This window comes from Kitasatospora sp. NPDC017646 (assembly GCF_044329365.1).
GTDB lineage: Bacteria > Actinomycetota > Actinomycetes > Streptomycetales > Streptomycetaceae > Kitasatospora.
Genome location: NZ_JBIRJC010000004.1, coordinates 177,944 through 193,249 on the forward strand (window position 1 = coordinate 177,944; position 15,306 = coordinate 193,249).

The following is a 15,306-nucleotide window of genomic DNA, read 5'->3' on the forward strand; positions in this document are numbered from 1 at the left end:
GCGACGCCCCGGGGCCGACTGCGGGGGGAACAAATGGCGGATCCTGATCTGTCCTTGGAGTTCAATCCGGCCGAGCTGGACGGCTGCGGACAGAGCGCCCAGCACATGGGGGCGCCGGACCCCTTCAACCCGAACTTCGTCGCTGGCCCGGTGGCGCCCCGCAGCGCGAAGGCGGCCGAGTAGACGATGGACATCAAGACCCCGCTCGGGGTCGGTGCGGATCACGTGTACGTCGGCACGGCCAAGTACGACCCCGTCGCGATGGCGCCCGCGCCCGGGATGTTCGTTCCCGGTGGGGCTGCGTACGAGACGATCACGAATCCCGACGGGTTGTGGCACGGCACGGACCCGGCGACCAGAGCTTCGGCGCGCAGCGCTTCTCGGTGGCGGACGGGTCAGTGACCGACTCCCACGACAACTACTTCGGGAAGCACGACAAGGGCGGCGACTCGCTCCTCAACATCGGGAAGATCGTGCGCGGCCACGGAAACACGATCACCCGGGAGGACCCGAGGTGAGGGCCGCGGTACGGCGCATGACCGTGCCGGCGGTACTGCTGGCGCTCCTGGTCGGCTGGTACGCCTGGCCGGAGTCCTCGGAACCCACCGTGCCGGTTGAGCAGGCGCAGCACCGGATCGAGGTCGAGCTCGCCGACGTCGCGGGGGCCTTCCACCCGGGGCCGGAGAAGCAGGATGAGCGCTCGACGAGGTACAGAAACTCTGGACCGCGAAGGGGTACGCGGTTCGACGTGAGCAGCGGCTGCTGGAGGTGAAGGATTCGCAGCAGCACCTCCAGTTCCTGATGGGCGCGGACGGCTGTGCCGAGCTGCATGTCTCCGCGGTCGATGTCGCCGACTCCACCGAGCCCGACGGCTCAGGCGGATTCGCGCAGGGGCCACCGGAGTCCATCAAGGCGGAGTGCGCGACGGTCGACGACCCCTACTGGTCGCACTGACACCGCCGAGCACCAGCAGCGCTTCCACGGCCTGACCCACGACCCCGACACCGAGGTCCTGGTCACCGCCGGCGCCACCGAGGCCATCGCCGCCGCCCTGCTCGCCCTGCTGGAGCCCGGCGACGAGGTGATCGCCCTCGAACCCTTCTACGACTCCTACGCGGCCTGCATCGCGATGGCCGGAGCCACCCGCCGCCCGCTCACCCTCCGGGCCCCGCACTTCCGCCCCGACCTCGACGAACTGCGCGCCCTGGTCACCCCGCGCACCCGGCTGCTGCTGATCAACACCCCGCACAACCCCACCGGCACCGTCCTCACCGCCGAGGAACTGGCCGGCGTCGTCACCCTCGCCGTCGAACACGACCTGCTGGTGATCACCGACGAGGTCTACGAGCACCTGGTCTTCGGCGCCACCCACCACCCGCTTGCCGCCCTCCCCGGCATGCGCAAGCGCACCGTCACCATCTCCTCCGCCGGCAAGACCTTCTCCTTCACCGGCTGGAAGGTCGGCTGGGTCACCGCGAGCCCCGCGCTGGTCTCCGCCGTCCGCACCGCCAAGCAGTACCTCACCTACGTCAGTGCCGGCCCCTTCCAGTACGCCGTCGCCGAAGCCCTCCGCCTGCCCGACGACTACTTCCGCGCCCTGCGCACCGAACTGCTCCGCAAGCGCGACCTGCTTCTCGACGGCCTCACCTCGGCCGGCTTCCGCGCCTTCACCCCCGAGGGCACCTACTTCGTCACCACCGACATCACCCCGCTCGGCGAGAAGGACGGCATCGACTTCTGCCGCTCCCTGCCGGAACGCTGCGGCGTGGTCGCCATCCCCAACGCCGTCTTCTACGACAACACCGACGCGGGCCGCAGCCTCGTCCGCTTCACCTTCTGCAAGAAGGACGAGGTGCTCCAGGAAGCAGTGGCCCGGCTCAAGACGCTGACCTGAACACCGAGGCCGCGGGGGACGAACTGGTGCACAGCAGGACGCACTACCAGAGCATTAGGCCCTGCCGGAAGCCCTTGAAAGGGCGGGCACCAGCCGGGCTGCCTCTCCTGACCGCCGAGCTCACCTCTGCGGCTGAATGGCACGAATCTTGGCATAGAGCTCGGAGCCAGGGTCGGTCAGCGCTTCAAGGGTGCGATGGCCCAGCTCCTTGACGCCGCCGGCGGCCGAGAACCTACCGCGGTCGGTCAGCTTGCCAGCGACACCCGCCCACCTCCGGGCTCCGTCCGGAGTTGCTTTGTCCCAATTCACGTTTGACAGGTCTTGCAACAATTCCCCCACGCCCTGCCCCCTGCCCCGTGCCTCATGTGCTGCGATACCGATCGCAGTAAGGACTACTGGCAAGCCGACGACAGTGTCGTGCCGCAGGTGCCGCTGAAGGTGCTCGAACACCTCGGACCAAAGTGCGGTGACTGCATTGCGATCGCCATCTGTCATCTCTTGCGCGAGCGGCCTGTTACCCAAGGCGAAGATCTTCCGGCCGATCAAGCTTGCCGCGACAGCACGACGCAAGGTGGTGAGCGTCATGATCGCGTCGCCGCCGGCACTGACCTGGCGGGCGTTGTAGGACACCTTGCCAACGAGGGGGGGAACGGTCTCGGCGAGCGCCTTTGCCAGTGCCGTGGCAGAGTCCCGGCCGTCCGCAGCAATGGCAACCGCAGGGGTGACGGCCACACCGAGGATGTTGAGATCGTGGAAGGCCTGGCTGCTCCATCCGAGGGAGCGGTCATGATCGACGACGACCGCAAGCGGCTCGCTGCCGGTCGCCGGGTGACGATTACGCAGGCTGAGCCGAGCCAAGTACTGAGTCTCACCATCGTCATGAAAAGCTTTGGTGCCAGGCGGGATGTGAGCAACCGTCACCGCGTTCGGCGCTTCCGACATCCGATAGATGATGATCTTGTCAAGGAACACCAGACTCATCGGCGGCGTGACGTAGTCCTCGCCTTTGATCATGCCTCGCTCCAGGTAGGCAGCGTAGGCCGGGACGTTCTCACGTTTGGCCTTGTTGTCAGCGATCATCCGTTGGGCTCTTGTACGCATCTCGTACGCCTGCCGCACTCGGTAGTCCTCCTCCCGCCGCCTCGGGTCCTCCGTCAGGCTCGGGTTGATCACGAAGGACTCCATCTCCTCCAGCGTCGGCCTGATGAGGAACCTGCGCCCGTCAATAACGAGGCACGGCAAGAGCATGCCGGGCAGGGGCAGTGAGCTGGTGTCTAGCACCGGATAGTCGGAGGACTGCACCATGACCGGGTCCTTTCGGCGAGCCGGGGAGCCCGCAGCCGCGAGAGAGGTAGCGACGATGTCCAAGGTTTTCTGACCGCGGCTCAATTCGTCAACACCGCGGCCGAGTTGACCGGAACCGCGGTAGGGTGCCAGCGTAAGCAAGGACGGGCAACCGCCCGATCCACCCGCCAGCACGTCGGCGCCGGTACAGACGAACTCCTCTGCCAGGATCGCAACTGGCAAGGCCGTCAACGAGGATCAGGGAAGTGGTGGGGACGATCAGCAAGCTCGAACCTGCGGACCGCGTGGTGGTGCCGATGAACCAGCCAACGGCCGTCGCGTTCCTGGATGAGAGCGGCGCCATCGCGAAAGACCGCTTCTTCGCCGTCGGGTGCCTCAAGCTGGAGGAGCCTGCACGGCTTCTCCGCGCCGTACAACTGCTTCGCGACCGGGAGCACTGGTACCAAGAGATCCACTACGTCGCCCTCACGCGTGACACACTGCCTTTCTACCGCAAGGTAGTTGACCTGCTCGTCGAGTCGGATGCCGTGTTCTCGTGCTTCGTCTGCGACCGCGACGCCGCTGACCCAGTAGCACGGTTCGGCGGCCAGTTCGAGGCATACGAATCCCTCGCGTTCCAGCTCCTCCTCGGAAGCATCCGACCGTTCGAGGTGGTCACGGTCCTCGCGGACAACTACTCCACCCCGGCAGGCGTGACGTTCGAGGAGTCCATCAAGGCTCGCGTCAACCAGCGCCTCCAACGCCTTGCCGTCTCCAAGGTCGTCCGGCTCGACTCGCGGGCCGCCGACGCCCTACAACTCGTCGACCTGCTCGTAAGCGCCGTTGCGTTCGAGTTCCGCCAGAGCGTAGGCGCGGCCGGCTTGCGAAGCCCGAAGGCCCAACTCGCAGGCTATGTCCGCCAGAAGTACGAGGTTGCGACGTTCCTCAATGGCTGCAAGACCGAAGCACTCAACATCAAGATCTACCGCGACAACCAGCTCGTCCCAGCCCAGGGCGGCAGCGCAACGACCAACGCCGACAGCTCAGCGTAACCAATGGTTGCAATCCTCGGTGCGGTCCATCTAGACTACCGGTGCGGGTGTGGGCCTCTGGCCTTTAGCCCGTTTTTTCTTTCCTGGACCGTCAGCGTGTCGATTCCGCCCTCAGGTCTCCAGCCGAGGTCCCGCCTCGCCCCAGATCATCTGCAGCATCCACGCTCAACAGCTCACCGGCCAGCTCGTCACGGGCGTGAGCCTTGAACACGTTCTCCGGGCCGTGGTCGGATCGGCACTGGCGCTGCCCGGGAATCACCCGTCCTCCACACTTGCCGTGCAGCGTAGCTGTCCACCCACCGAGGGCACGTTCGCTCACGCGGGAGCGTCAGAAACAGGTGCACGAAAACGGAGTCACCTGGGTCACCGCGAGCCCCGCGCTGGTCTCCGCCGTCCGCACCGCCAAGCAGTACCTCACCTACGTCAGTGCCGGCCCCTTCCAGTACGCCGTCGCCGAAGCCCTCCGCCTGCCCGACGACTACTTCCGCGCCCTGCGCACCGAACTGCTCCGCAAGCGCGACCTGCTTCTCGACGGCCTCACCTCGGCCGGCTTCCGCGCCTTCACCCCCGAGGGCACCTACTTCGTCACCACCGACATCACCCCGCTCGGCGAGAAGGACGGCATCGACTTCTGCCGCTCCCTGCCGGAACGCTGCGGCGTGGTCGCCATCCCCAACGCCGTCTTCTACGACAACACCGACGCGGGCCGCAGCCTCGTCCGCTTCACCTTCTGCAAGAAGGACGAGGTGCTCCAGGAAGCAGTGGTCCGGCTCCAGCAGCTCTGACGGGCGACGACTGCGCGGAGCTGCGGCCCGGCCGGGCCGAAGAGCTGCAACTGTCGCATGCGCAAACCGACTTGATGGCGCCGTCACCCGGTAGCCGGACTGTTCACCGTCAGTCACTGCCGCCGGCGAGCGGGCCGTAGCCCAACCGGAGTCGGTTTGTGCAAGAGGGCGGGGGACTCCCGGAGTGCGTTGCGCTCCTGCGGCGCCGAAGGGGGTTTCGCGCGCCCCCTTTATCGGGGCCAACTCTGGCCCGACACCAGTGCTGATTAGCGATCAACTGCCCTAGGTGGCATGCTCTTTTGCTGCCCGTTGGGCAAATCCGGCGACCCGCCGGGTACGCCCGGCCGCCCTCCATCGCGCTGCGTGTGGAGGGCGGCGGCGTGTAGAGCGCGCGAAGGGCGCACACCCAGCGCGCACGGCGCACGGGCCGGTGACAGGGGCGCGCGCTGTGCAAAGTCGCACACCGGGTCGATCAGAGCCGGGAAGCAGGTGAGCTCGAAACGGTGAATGCTTGACAAAGTTGGGTAAATCACCGACGGACCCGGCGTATTCATGCTTCTCTGCTGCTGAATCTCCAGCCGGAATCCTTCCTTCCACGGTCGGCCGCGCCCAGGGCCGCACAGCCACGAACAGCCTCGCCATCGCCTAGGCCTACTCGCTGCTGCTCGGCGGGCGCGCACGGAGCTGAAACGCGGAGCCGAGCATGCTCACCACACTGCAGACCTCCTACACGGACACCCGCGCCGGTGACCTGGCCTGGTGCCTCGGCGGCGACCCGCTGCCCGCTCTCGCCGTCCGCGACCTGAGACTCGACGGCGGCCGCCCGGGTGCGTCCGGAACCCTCCAGCTGCGGCTGCTGGGCGCCTCGCACCAGGTGATGATCTCGGCCGGCCCCGGCGACTGCCTGGAGACCGTCGCCTGCCTGCCCGGCCGCCGCACCCCGCTGCCGGCCCGGGTGGCCAAGCAGGTCGGCGGCTGGGAGTACGAGTTCGCCGCCCGGATCGAGGCGCTGCCCCCGCACGACTTCGCGGCCCGCGCCCAGGAGCTGCTGGCCCTGGTCGAAGGACACCCGCGCGGCCTCGCCGGGGTCTTCCCGGGCGACCCGAGTGCCTTCACCGCCCTGGTCACCCAGGGCGGTCAGAACCGTCTGCTCTGGCGGACCTGGCACGCCTACCCGCAGGAGGGCCAGCTGGTCTGCACCCGCTCCTCGTTGGTGGTGTCGGGGACGTGACGACCCACGAGCCGGGCAGGACCACCTGTCCGGTCTTACGCCACCCAGTACAAGCCTACGAATCGCACGCAGGAACGATTCGTCAATCCGACGGCCCTCACTGTCCGTCGGATGGGCGCAGCTATCCGTCCCGCACGTCCCCTAGCGTTTGTTCGTGATCAACCATCCGGCCGGTCCGCCCGCACACCCGCAAGTGGACCTCGACGACGGCACCCCACCCCTGCCCGGGCGAAGCCTCATCGCCCTGCCCGCCCGCCGTCGGTCCCGGCTGCGCTCCCGCCCCCGGCTCGCCCGGCTCACCGTCCTGCTGGCCGCGTTCGTCTGCGCGGCCTGCGGACTCGTCTACGAGCTCGAACTGGTGGCGCTCGGCGACTACCTGCTCGGGGACTCGGTCACCCAGACCTCCGTCGTGCTCTCCGTGATGGTGTTCGCGATGGGACTCGGCTCGCTGCTCGCCAAGCGGCTCACCCGCCGCCCGGCGACCGCCTTCGCCCTGGTCGAGTGCGCCCTCGCGCTCACCGGCGGACTCTCCGTCCTCGCCCTGTACTCCTGCTGGGCGTGGATCGGCCGCTACCAGGCCGCGATGGTCGGCCTCACCTGCCTGATCGGCATCCTCATCGGCGCCGAGATCCCCCTGCTGATGACCCTCATCCAGCGGATCCGGCGCGAGGACGCCGGTCGCGCGGTCGCCGACCTGTTCGCCGCCGACTACGTGGGCGCGCTGATCGGCGGCCTCGCCTTCCCCTTCCTGATCCTCCCCCGCCTCGGCCCCGGTGACGGCGCCCTGCTCACCGGGGCGGTCAACGCCGTCGCCGGGGCCGCCGTGGTGCTCTGGCTCTTCCGCGAGGAACCGGCGCCCCGGATACGACGGCTGCTCTGGGGCGGCTGCGCCCTCGTCCTCGCCGTGCTCGCGGGCGCCGCCGCGGGCTCCGACTCCGTCGAACGCGCCGCACGGCACGCCCTCTACGGCGACCAGGTCCGCTACGCCACCCGCAGCCGGTACCAGGAGATCGTGCTCACCGGCCCCGCCGACGGCCCGCTCCGGCTCTACCTCGACGGGCGGCTCACGGTCTGCGGGCCCGACGAGTACCGGGGCAGTGAGGCACTCGTCCACCCCGCCCTGGCCGCCGGACCCGACACCCGGATCCTGCTGCTCGGCGGCGGTGACGGCCTCGCCCTGCGGGAGGTGCTGCTGCACCGGGGCGTCCGCTCCGTCCGGCTGGTCGACGCCGACCCGGCCCTCCCCCGGCTCGCCCGCACCGACCCCGGGCTCGCCGCCCTCAACGGCCACTCCCTCGACGACCCCCGGGTCAGCACCACGTCGGCCGACCCGCTGGCCTGGCTGCGCGGCGCGACCGGCGAGGAGTACGACGTGGTGCTCGTCGACCTGCCCGCGCCCTCCGACCGCGGGCCGGTCGAGTTCCACTCCCAGGAGTTCTACGGCCTGGCGGCCCGGCTGCTGGCCCCCGGTGGCCGGATCGCCGTCCGGGGCGGCGAGGGCGGGGACGGGGCCGCGGACGGCCTGTGGCAGATCGAGTCGGGGATGCGGGCCGCCGGACTGCTGACCACCCCCTACGCGGTCCAGGGCAGCGCCACCGGCACCTGCCGCCCCGGCCCGCCGGAGGCCTTCCAGGACTTCCTGCTCGCCGCGGCCACCCCGCCCTCGCTCACCCTCGCCCCCGACGCCCCTGCACCCCGCGCCCTCAGCCCCGACGCCCTCGGCAGCTCCACCACCCGCCTCACCGCCCTCCGCCCGCCCCGGCCCCCGGCCCCGCTCACGCTCCTCGGGCCACGCTGACGAGGAGGTCGGGCCCGGCGGAAGGCAGGGCGGGAGAGGCCGGCCGAGCTCGAAGTGACTCGCAGCGCCGACGGACCCGCCGGAGCCGCACGCACGCCCACCCCGGCCGCGCTCACGCTCCTCGGGCCACGCCGCCGACGGCCCACCGGGCGATCGTGGAAAGTCGGGCGGTGGTGGGTAGGGACCGGGCGGGGCCCAGTCGGTAGGCTCCGTGGCATGGAGCATGAGGTTGTCGTCCCGATGTCCGCAGAGCTGGTGCGGCAGGCCTTGCAGGATCCGGCGCTGCTGGCGCGGAGCGTGCCCGGGCTGAGCACCGAGCCGGCGGCGGTCGGGGCCGGGTCGGCCGAGGAGATCGGCGGGCGGCTGAAGCTTCGGATCGGCGGCTCCACGATCACCTTCAAGGGCGTGCTGTCGCTGATCGAGGGTCGCAACGGTGTTCTCACCGTGTTCGCCGAGGGTCAGGAGGCCCGGGGCAGCGGTGAGGCGACCGCCACCGTACGCGTGAGCGTCACGGACGGCGCCGAGGACGGCACCGCGACGGTCCGCTTCACGGGCGATCTGAGCGCCACCGGTCGGCTGACCGAGTTCGACGCCGAGACCCTCGACGCCACCGGTCGCCGCCTGCTGGAGCGCTTCGCCACCGCGCTCACCTCCCCGGACGGCCCGGACGCCCCGGAGGAGGGCGACGAGGAGCTCGCGGACGGGACCGGGAACGAGAACGGCGGCGAGGGCACGGACGGGACCGGGGCCGACGCCGAGATCGTCTTCATCGAGGAGCGCCAGGACCAGCCCGGCGACGACCTGGACGACGACCTCTCCGACCTGATCGCCTTCTCGGACGCCGACGCCGAGCGCTTCGGCCTCCCCACCGGCTCCGCCGACGACGCCGAGGACGAGGACGACGACGTCGACGACCACGACGACGAGGCCGACGCCCCCGGGGACGGGGTCGCCGAGGAGCTCCCCGCCCAGCCCCTGTTCGCCTACGAGGACGAGCCCGAGCTCAGCGGCCCGGTGCGCCGCAGCATCGTCGGCCGCTCGGCCGAGGAGGTGGACCACGCCCCGCCGCGCGGCCGGTACGCCCCGGCGCTGCCGGCCCGCAGCGCGCGGGCCCGGGCGGCGTCCCGCTGGGGCGGCGAGGCGGGCGGCATCGTGGTGCCGGGCACCGGCGGCCGCAACGCGGTGCCGTGGGTGATCGGTGGTTCGGTGGCCCTGCTGGGCGGTGCCGTGGTGCTGGTCAGGGCGCTGCGCCGCCGCTAGCCGGGAGCGCCCCGCGGGAGTTCAGGGCCTAGACTGAACGCCCATGAGCAACGACCGCGACGCCCTGCTGGCACAGATCAAGGACAAGGCCGTCGTGCACGGCAAGGTCACCCTTTCCTCCGGCAAGGAGGCCGACTACTACGTCGACCTGCGCCGGATCACCCTGGACGGCGAGGCCGCCCCGCTGGTCGGTCGGGTGATGCTGGACGCGACCTCGCACCTGGAGTACGACGCCGTCGGCGGTCTGACCCTGGGTGCCGACCCGGTGGCCACCTCGATGCTGCACGCCGCCGCCGCGCGCGGGCGGAAGCTGGACGCCTTCGTGGTCCGCAAGACGGGCAAGGCGCACGGCCTGCAGCGCCGGATCGAGGGTCCGGAGGTGAAGGGCCGCCGGGTGCTGGCGGTCGAGGACACCTCCACCACCGGCGGCTCGGTGCTGACCGCCGTCGAGGCGCTGCGTGAGGCGGGCGCCGAGGTGGTCGGTGTCGCGGTGATCGTCGAGCGCGGTGGCGCGGGCGCCGTCGAGGAGCAGGGCCTGGAGTACGTGACCGCGTACACCCTGGACGACCTGGGCCTCTGACCGTACGGGACCCCGGACAACACGAAGGGCCGGGTCCTGTTTCACGTGAAACCACGTGGAACGGGACCCGGCCCTCGAAGCAACGACGGCGGGGCCATCCACAGCGGGGCCGTCGACACGAGGCCAGCCGCAGCGAGGCCGTGAACGAGGACCTCAGCCGCGCCGGTGCCGCCCGCTGCCGCCGCCCTGCACCGCGTCCGCGGCGGGCGCCTCGACGAGGCCGGCCTTCTTCTTCCTGCGCTCACGCATGACCTCGACCAGGATCGGCGAGATCGACAGCAGCACGATCAGCAGCACCGCCGGGATCAGGTACTTGTCGATCACCGGGGCGAGCGCGTCGCCGAAGAAGTAGCCGATCAGCAGCATCGACTCGGTCCAGAGCACACCGCCGACGACGTTCCACACGAAGAAGGTCCTGGCGGGCATCTCCAGGGTGCCGGCCACCGGGTTCAGGAAGGTGCGGATGATCGGCATGAAGCGGGCCAACACCACGGCCTTGCCCGAGCCGAACTTGTTGAAGTACTCCTCCGCCTTGACCACGTAGTCGCGGCGGAAGATCTTCGAGTCGGGCTTGTCGAACATCTTCGGCCCGACCTTCGCCCCGATCAGGTGCCCCAGCTGGGCACCGGCGATCGCCGCGATCGGGCAGCCGGTGAGCAGGACGGCGATCGGCAGCTTGGCGCCGTCGCCGAGCACCGAGGAGGCGGCGTTCGAGGCGGCGACACCTCCGATGATCAGCAGCGAGTCGCCCGGGAAGAAGAAGCCGACCAGCAGGCCGGTCTCCGCGAAGATGATCGCGATCAGCCCGATGGCGCCGAGGGACGAGATCAGGGATTTGGCGTCGAGCAGGTTGACGGCCAGCTGGTTGTAGTCCACGGGCGCAGGATAGCGGGCGTACCTTTCCGACGACTTCAGGCCGAGGCCCGCGAGCACGCGTCCGGCCGCGCGTCCGGGCCCGCCGTCGACTTCCGGCCGCCCCTCCCCGGGCGACGTCCCGACAGGCGGGCTCCTGCTGACCTGCGGGCACGAGTCTGGGAAGATGGCCCCGGCGTCCGGTCCGCGGCGGCCCACCACCCTCATGGCCGTACCGCGGAGGTCGCCTCGAACCTTGGTGCCGGAGAGCCACACCGCAGCGCCGCGCGTCGGCGGGCCGGCACGGAGTCGTCACGAAGGCGTACACAGCGTCGGACAGCACCGTCCGTACGCCGCAACCCGACAGGAGCGGATCGCATGCCCATCGCAACTCCCGAGGTCTACAACGAGATGCTCGACCGGGCCAAGGCGGGCAAGTTCGCCTACCCGGCCATCAACGTCACCTCGTCGCAGACCCTGCACGCCGCGCTGCGTGGTTTCGCCGAGGCCGAGAGCGACGGCATCATCCAGATCTCGACCGGTGGCGCGGAGTTCCTGGGCGGCCAGCACAACAAGGACATGGTGACCGGCGCGGTCGCGCTCGCCGAGTTCGCGCACATCGTCGCCGCCAAGTACGACATCACCGTCGCGCTGCACACCGACCACTGCCCGAAGGACAAGCTGGACGGCTACGTCCGCCCGCTGCTGGCGATCTCCGCCGAGCGCGTGGCCAAGGGCGAGAACCCGCTGTTCCAGTCGCACATGTGGGACGGCTCGGCCGAGACCCTCGCCGACAACCTGTCCATCGCCCAGGAGCTGCTGGCCCAGGCCGCAGCCGCCAAGATCATCCTCGAGGTCGAGATCACCCCGACCGGCGGCGAGGAGGACGGCGTCTCGCACGAGATCAACGACGAGCTGTACACCACCGTCAACGACGCCGTGCGCACCGCCGAGGCCCTCGGCCTGGGCGAGAAGGGCCGCTACCTGCTGGCCGCCTCCTTCGGCAACGTGCACGGCGTGTACAAGCCGGGCAACGTCGTGCTGAAGCCGGAGCTGCTGCGCGAGCTGCAGGACGCGATCGGCAAGCAGTACGGCAAGACCGACCCGTTCGACTTCGTCTTCCACGGCGGCTCGGGCTCCACCGCCGAGGAGATCGCCACCGCGCTGGAGAACGGCGTCGTGAAGATGAACCTGGACACCGACACCCAGTACGCCTTCACCCGCCCGGTGGCCGGCCACATGTTCGCCAACTACGACGGCGTGCTGAAGGTCGACGGCGAGGTCGGCAAGAAGAACACCTACGACCCCCGCACCTGGGGCAAGCTGGCCGAGGCCGGCATGGCCGCCCGCGTGGTGGAGGCCGCCGAGCAGCTGCGCTCGGCCGGCAAGCGCCTGAAGTGAGCCCGCTGGGGGCCTGAGGAACAGGGCCCGGAACGGTCGTGCCCCCGGCGGTCTCCCGCCGGGGGCACGGTCATGTCCGGTTGGTTCCGTGGTCCTACTGCTTGAGCTCCGCGTACGCCTCCGCGCTGCTGTCCTTCAGGAACTGCCAGCAGCGGGCCTCCTCCTCGGTCTCCTTGATCGCGCCGGCCGCCCGGGCGAGCGCCGCCAGGCAGCGCAGGAAGCCGCGGTTGCCGCGGTGGTCCCACGGCACCGGCCCGTGTCCCTTCCAGCCGCTGCGGCGCAGCTGGTCGAGGCCGCGGTGGTAGCCGGTGCGGGCGTAGGCGTACGACTCGACGTAGCGGCCGGCCGCGTAGGCGTCGTCGGCGAGCATGGCCCAGGCGAGGCAGAAGGCCGGGAATTCGGCGGCCACCTGGGTCGGGGAGGCCGACTCCTCCGCCAGCATCCGGTAGGGCTGCTCGTCCTCCGGCAGGAGGGTCGGTTCGGGGCCGTCGAGAAGATTCCTGTGAATCGCCATGCGTGCAGTCTGCCACCCGCGGCCCAGGGGTCAACCGCCGAGGCTGCATACCTGGTATGTAGACATTCACCCATTCGCATGCCAAGGTGTCGCTCGTGCCCGCAGTCAGATCCGCCCGCAGGCGAGCCACTCCGCCCAAGAACGCTCGCAGCGCCCGTCGACGCCGCAGGACACGCCGCCGGATCGGCCCTGGCATGCTCACGGCACTGGTTGCCTCCGTGCTGCTGCTGGGCCTGGCCGCCTTCGCGCTGAACCGCCCCGCGGACGCCCCGGCGCCCGCCGCGACCGCCCAGGCCCGGGTCGCCCCGCCCGGCGAGCAGTCACCCAGCACGGCACCGGCGGCCCCGACGCCCACCGGCACCCCCACCCCGACCCCGACGGCGGCCCCCACCCCCACGGCCACCGGGCCCGACCCCGGCCCCACCAAGGGCTCCGGCACCTTCAGCATCGCCCCCGCCAGCGCCAAGGCAGTCGGTAGCGGCACCGTGCGCCGCTACCGGGTGGAGGTCGAGGACGGCATCGGCATCGACGCCGCCTCGGCCGCCGGGCAGATCCACGGCATCCTCGGCGACCGCCGCGGCTGGACCAACGACCACAAGAACGCCTTCCAGCTGGTCGCGGGCGGCTCGTACGACTTCACCGTGAAGATCGCCTCCCCGGCCACCGTGGACAAGATCTGCGGCGCCTCCGGCCTGGACACCCACGGCGAGGTCAACTGCAACGTCGGCAACCAGGTGCTGGTCAACTCCAAGCGGTGGAACACCGGTTCACCGCAGTTCAGCGGCCCGTTGGACGAGTACCGGGCGCTGATCGTCAACCACGAGGTCGGCCACCGGATCGGCCACGGGCACGAGACCTGCCCCGGCCCCGGCAAACCCGCGCCCGCGATGATGCAGCAGATCTACGGCCTCAAGGGCTGCGCGCCGAACGCCTGGCCGTACTCCGCGGACGGCACCTACCTGAGCGGCCCGGCCGTCCCGTAGCCGTGCCGTAGTGCAACGGAGTTGAGACCCGAACGGCAACCGGCCGGCACAACCACGGCCTACCCTCCGATCATGACCGCTGCCCAACGCCGAAAGCTCACCGCCGCGTTCGCCATCGCCGGGATCACGCTCGGCGCCGCCGCCTGCTCGTCCTCGTCCGACACCGGCAGCGCCACCGGTGGTGGAGCACTCTCCTACGACCGCGTCCGGTCCACCGCCCTGGACCTGTCCAAGGACAAGTCCAGCACCTGCCCGTTCGGCCTCGACTTCGCGAAGGCCGCGTCCGGAGCCGGGATCACCGGCACCGTCGCCCCCGCCGTGACGGACGGACGCTCCGTCACGGGCAACACCGGGGAGGGCGTCCCCGCCCAGCCCTGGCCCTCGGGGGACACCAGTCACCCGCCGACCATGACCGAGATGCCGGCCGTTCCCCCGAACGCCGAGATCACCTGCTCCTACACGGTCGGCGCGTCCACCGTCGACGTCGAGCTGATGGCCGTGCCGAAGAACGACTACGGCATCAGCATGATGCTTCCCGCGATCGCGCGAGCCGGGCTGCTGAGTGTGGACCAGCTCTCCCGGTTCTCCGCCGACCGGCCCGCCGTCGGGCAGACCAAGCTCACCCCGGGTGGCGGCAGGGCCGCCGTCGCCCGGATCGCGCTGCACGGCGACGGCGACCTGGTGCTGATGCTCGACCAGAACACCACCGGCCAGGCCGCCCAGGACCCGGCCCTCGCCGGCGAGCCGCTGCGCAAGGCCGCCGAAGCCCTGGCCGGGCAGCTCAAGGGCTGACCGACCGGTTCGAGGACAGCCGCTACCCCAGGACCGGCAGGTACTCCGCCAGGTCGCTGCGCTCCCCCGAGGCGGCCACCCCGTGGTCCGCCACCGCCGCCGCCCACGGCACCCGGCCGGTGGCCAGCCGGATCCAGGTCAGCGGGTCGGTCTCGACCACGTTGGGCGGGGTGCCGCGGGTGTGCTTGGGCCCCGGGACGGCCTGGACGACCGCGTACGGCGGGATCCGCAGCTCGACCGCGCCGCCGGGCACCCGGTCGGCGAAGGCGTCCGCCAGCAGCCGGGTGACGGCGGCGACGGCCTGGCGGTCGTGCGGGAAGGCGGCGAGGCCCAGCGCGTCGGCCAGGTCGTCGGCGTGCACGACCGCCTCGACGAGCCGGGTCACCAGGTAGTCGGCCAGGAGCATCGACCGCCCACTCAGCAGGGGGATCCGCCGCCCGGGTTCGGCGACCGCCGGACCGTCCAGCACGGACCGCACGGCGTCCAGCTGCCGGTCGAACGCGGCGGCCACGTCCTCGGGCGGGCCGGCGAACGCGTCCGCCGCGAAACGGGTCACCGCGGTGTCGACCGTGTCGGCCATCGTCCTGCTCAGCCCGGCGTAGTCGCTCAGCGAGATCACCGGCCCCGGCGACGGTTCGTCCAGGCGGGCCGGCAGCGAGCCCAGCGCCAGACTCAGATGGGCCACCAACTCCCGTACCCGCCAGGAGCCGAGACGGGTGGGCCGGTCCAGATCCGGCGCCGACAGCCGGTGCACGGCGGCGCGCAGCGCCTCGTTCTGCGCCGCCAGCGCGGCGCGGACCTTCTGCGGTTGGTACGTACGGGACTTGGCAGGCATGGGGCCCAACATACGCCGAGGGGCGGACGGTTCCGGAATGGAACC

15 protein-coding genes and 1 pseudogene are annotated in these 15,306 nt (G+C 70.8%); 12 read left to right on the top strand and 4 right to left on the bottom strand.

Annotated features, from left to right (window positions below):
* The first annotated feature begins 33 nt into the window (after nucleotides 1-33).
* The 3 genes from ACH4J0_RS09040 (at nucleotide 34) to ACH4J0_RS09050 (ending at nucleotide 1,894) form a co-directional block, all read left to right on the top strand.
* The gene (locus tag ACH4J0_RS09040) at nucleotides 34-183 is read left to right on the top strand and encodes a hypothetical protein (protein WP_396237795.1); all 150 of its coding nucleotides are present in this window, start codon (nucleotides 34-36) and stop codon (nucleotides 181-183) included.
* Nucleotides 184-186: 3 nt separating this feature from the next.
* The gene (locus ACH4J0_RS09045) at nucleotides 187-402 is read left to right on the top strand and encodes a hypothetical protein (protein WP_396237797.1); all 216 of its coding nucleotides are present in this window, start codon (nucleotides 187-189) and stop codon (nucleotides 400-402) included.
* Nucleotides 403-844: 442 nt separating this feature from the next.
* Nucleotides 845-1,894, top strand: a complete 1,050-nt coding sequence (locus ACH4J0_RS09050) for an aminotransferase class I/II-fold pyridoxal phosphate-dependent enzyme (RefSeq protein WP_396237799.1) — start codon at nucleotides 845-847, stop codon at nucleotides 1,892-1,894.
* 120 nt (nucleotides 1,895-2,014) lie between these two features.
* Here the strand turns inward: ACH4J0_RS09050 and ACH4J0_RS09055 are convergent, their stop codons facing one another.
* Nucleotides 2,015-3,199: a DNA sulfur modification protein DndB gene (locus ACH4J0_RS09055; RefSeq protein ID WP_396237801.1), complete on the bottom strand. Its 1,185-nt coding sequence runs from the start codon at nucleotides 3,197-3,199 to the stop codon at nucleotides 2,015-2,017.
* A 245-nt stretch (nucleotides 3,200-3,444) separates the two neighbouring features.
* Between ACH4J0_RS09055 and ACH4J0_RS09060 the strand changes: the two genes are divergently transcribed.
* From ACH4J0_RS09060 to pyrE, 6 genes and pseudogenes are all read left to right on the top strand, one after another.
* On the top strand, nucleotides 3,445-4,230 hold the full coding sequence (locus ACH4J0_RS09060; protein WP_396237803.1) for a DUF3800 domain-containing protein: 786 nt from the start codon (nucleotides 3,445-3,447) through the stop codon (nucleotides 4,228-4,230).
* 353 nt (nucleotides 4,231-4,583) lie between these two features.
* A pseudogene (locus tag ACH4J0_RS09065) lies at nucleotides 4,584-5,015 on the top strand (aminotransferase class I/II-fold pyridoxal phosphate-dependent enzyme); the annotation flags it as partial.
* 703 nt (nucleotides 5,016-5,718) lie between these two features.
* The gene (locus tag ACH4J0_RS09070; protein ID WP_396237805.1) at nucleotides 5,719-6,246 is read left to right on the top strand and encodes a DUF2617 family protein; all 528 of its coding nucleotides are present in this window, start codon (nucleotides 5,719-5,721) and stop codon (nucleotides 6,244-6,246) included.
* Nucleotides 6,247-6,400: 154 nt separating this feature from the next.
* Nucleotides 6,401-8,044 (top strand): polyamine aminopropyltransferase, encoded by a 1,644-nt coding sequence (locus ACH4J0_RS09075; RefSeq protein ID WP_396237807.1) that lies wholly within the window; start codon nucleotides 6,401-6,403, stop codon nucleotides 8,042-8,044.
* Nucleotides 8,045-8,260: 216 nt separating this feature from the next.
* The gene (locus ACH4J0_RS09080) at nucleotides 8,261-9,304 is read left to right on the top strand and encodes a hypothetical protein (protein WP_396237809.1); all 1,044 of its coding nucleotides are present in this window, start codon (nucleotides 8,261-8,263) and stop codon (nucleotides 9,302-9,304) included.
* Nucleotides 9,305-9,347: 43 nt separating this feature from the next.
* On the top strand, nucleotides 9,348-9,884 hold the full coding sequence (gene pyrE, locus ACH4J0_RS09085) for an orotate phosphoribosyltransferase (RefSeq protein ID WP_270145783.1): 537 nt from the start codon (nucleotides 9,348-9,350) through the stop codon (nucleotides 9,882-9,884).
* Between the two features lie 153 nt (nucleotides 9,885-10,037).
* Here pyrE and ACH4J0_RS09090 read toward each other — a convergent pair whose 3' ends face one another.
* Nucleotides 10,038-10,760 carry a DedA family protein gene (locus ACH4J0_RS09090; protein WP_396237811.1) on the bottom strand — a complete coding sequence of 241 codons (723 nt, stop codon included), beginning with the start codon at nucleotides 10,758-10,760 and terminating at the stop codon, nucleotides 10,038-10,040.
* Nucleotides 10,761-11,114: 354 nt separating this feature from the next.
* Between ACH4J0_RS09090 and fbaA the strand changes: the two genes are divergently transcribed.
* Nucleotides 11,115-12,137 (top strand): class II fructose-bisphosphate aldolase, encoded by a 1,023-nt coding sequence (gene fbaA, locus ACH4J0_RS09095; protein ID WP_030278348.1) that lies wholly within the window; start codon nucleotides 11,115-11,117, stop codon nucleotides 12,135-12,137.
* A 94-nt stretch (nucleotides 12,138-12,231) separates the two neighbouring features.
* Here fbaA and ACH4J0_RS09100 read toward each other — a convergent pair whose 3' ends face one another.
* Nucleotides 12,232-12,651 carry a DUF3151 domain-containing protein gene (locus tag ACH4J0_RS09100; protein WP_396237813.1) on the bottom strand — a complete coding sequence of 140 codons (420 nt, stop codon included), beginning with the start codon at nucleotides 12,649-12,651 and terminating at the stop codon, nucleotides 12,232-12,234.
* 194 nt (nucleotides 12,652-12,845) lie between these two features.
* Between ACH4J0_RS09100 and ACH4J0_RS09105 the strand changes: the two genes are divergently transcribed.
* Both ACH4J0_RS09105 and ACH4J0_RS09110 read left to right on the top strand, forming a co-directional pair.
* The gene (locus ACH4J0_RS09105; protein WP_396237815.1) at nucleotides 12,846-13,634 is read left to right on the top strand and encodes a DUF3152 domain-containing protein; all 789 of its coding nucleotides are present in this window, start codon (nucleotides 12,846-12,848) and stop codon (nucleotides 13,632-13,634) included.
* 72 nt (nucleotides 13,635-13,706) lie between these two features.
* Nucleotides 13,707-14,426, top strand: coding sequence for a hypothetical protein (locus ACH4J0_RS09110; protein WP_396237817.1), 720 nt, complete (start codon nucleotides 13,707-13,709; stop codon nucleotides 14,424-14,426).
* 22 nt (nucleotides 14,427-14,448) lie between these two features.
* Here ACH4J0_RS09110 and ACH4J0_RS09115 read toward each other — a convergent pair whose 3' ends face one another.
* Nucleotides 14,449-15,261 (bottom strand): sterol carrier family protein, encoded by an 813-nt coding sequence (locus ACH4J0_RS09115; RefSeq protein WP_396237819.1) that lies wholly within the window; start codon nucleotides 15,259-15,261, stop codon nucleotides 14,449-14,451.
* Nucleotides 15,262-15,306 lie beyond the last annotated feature (45 nt).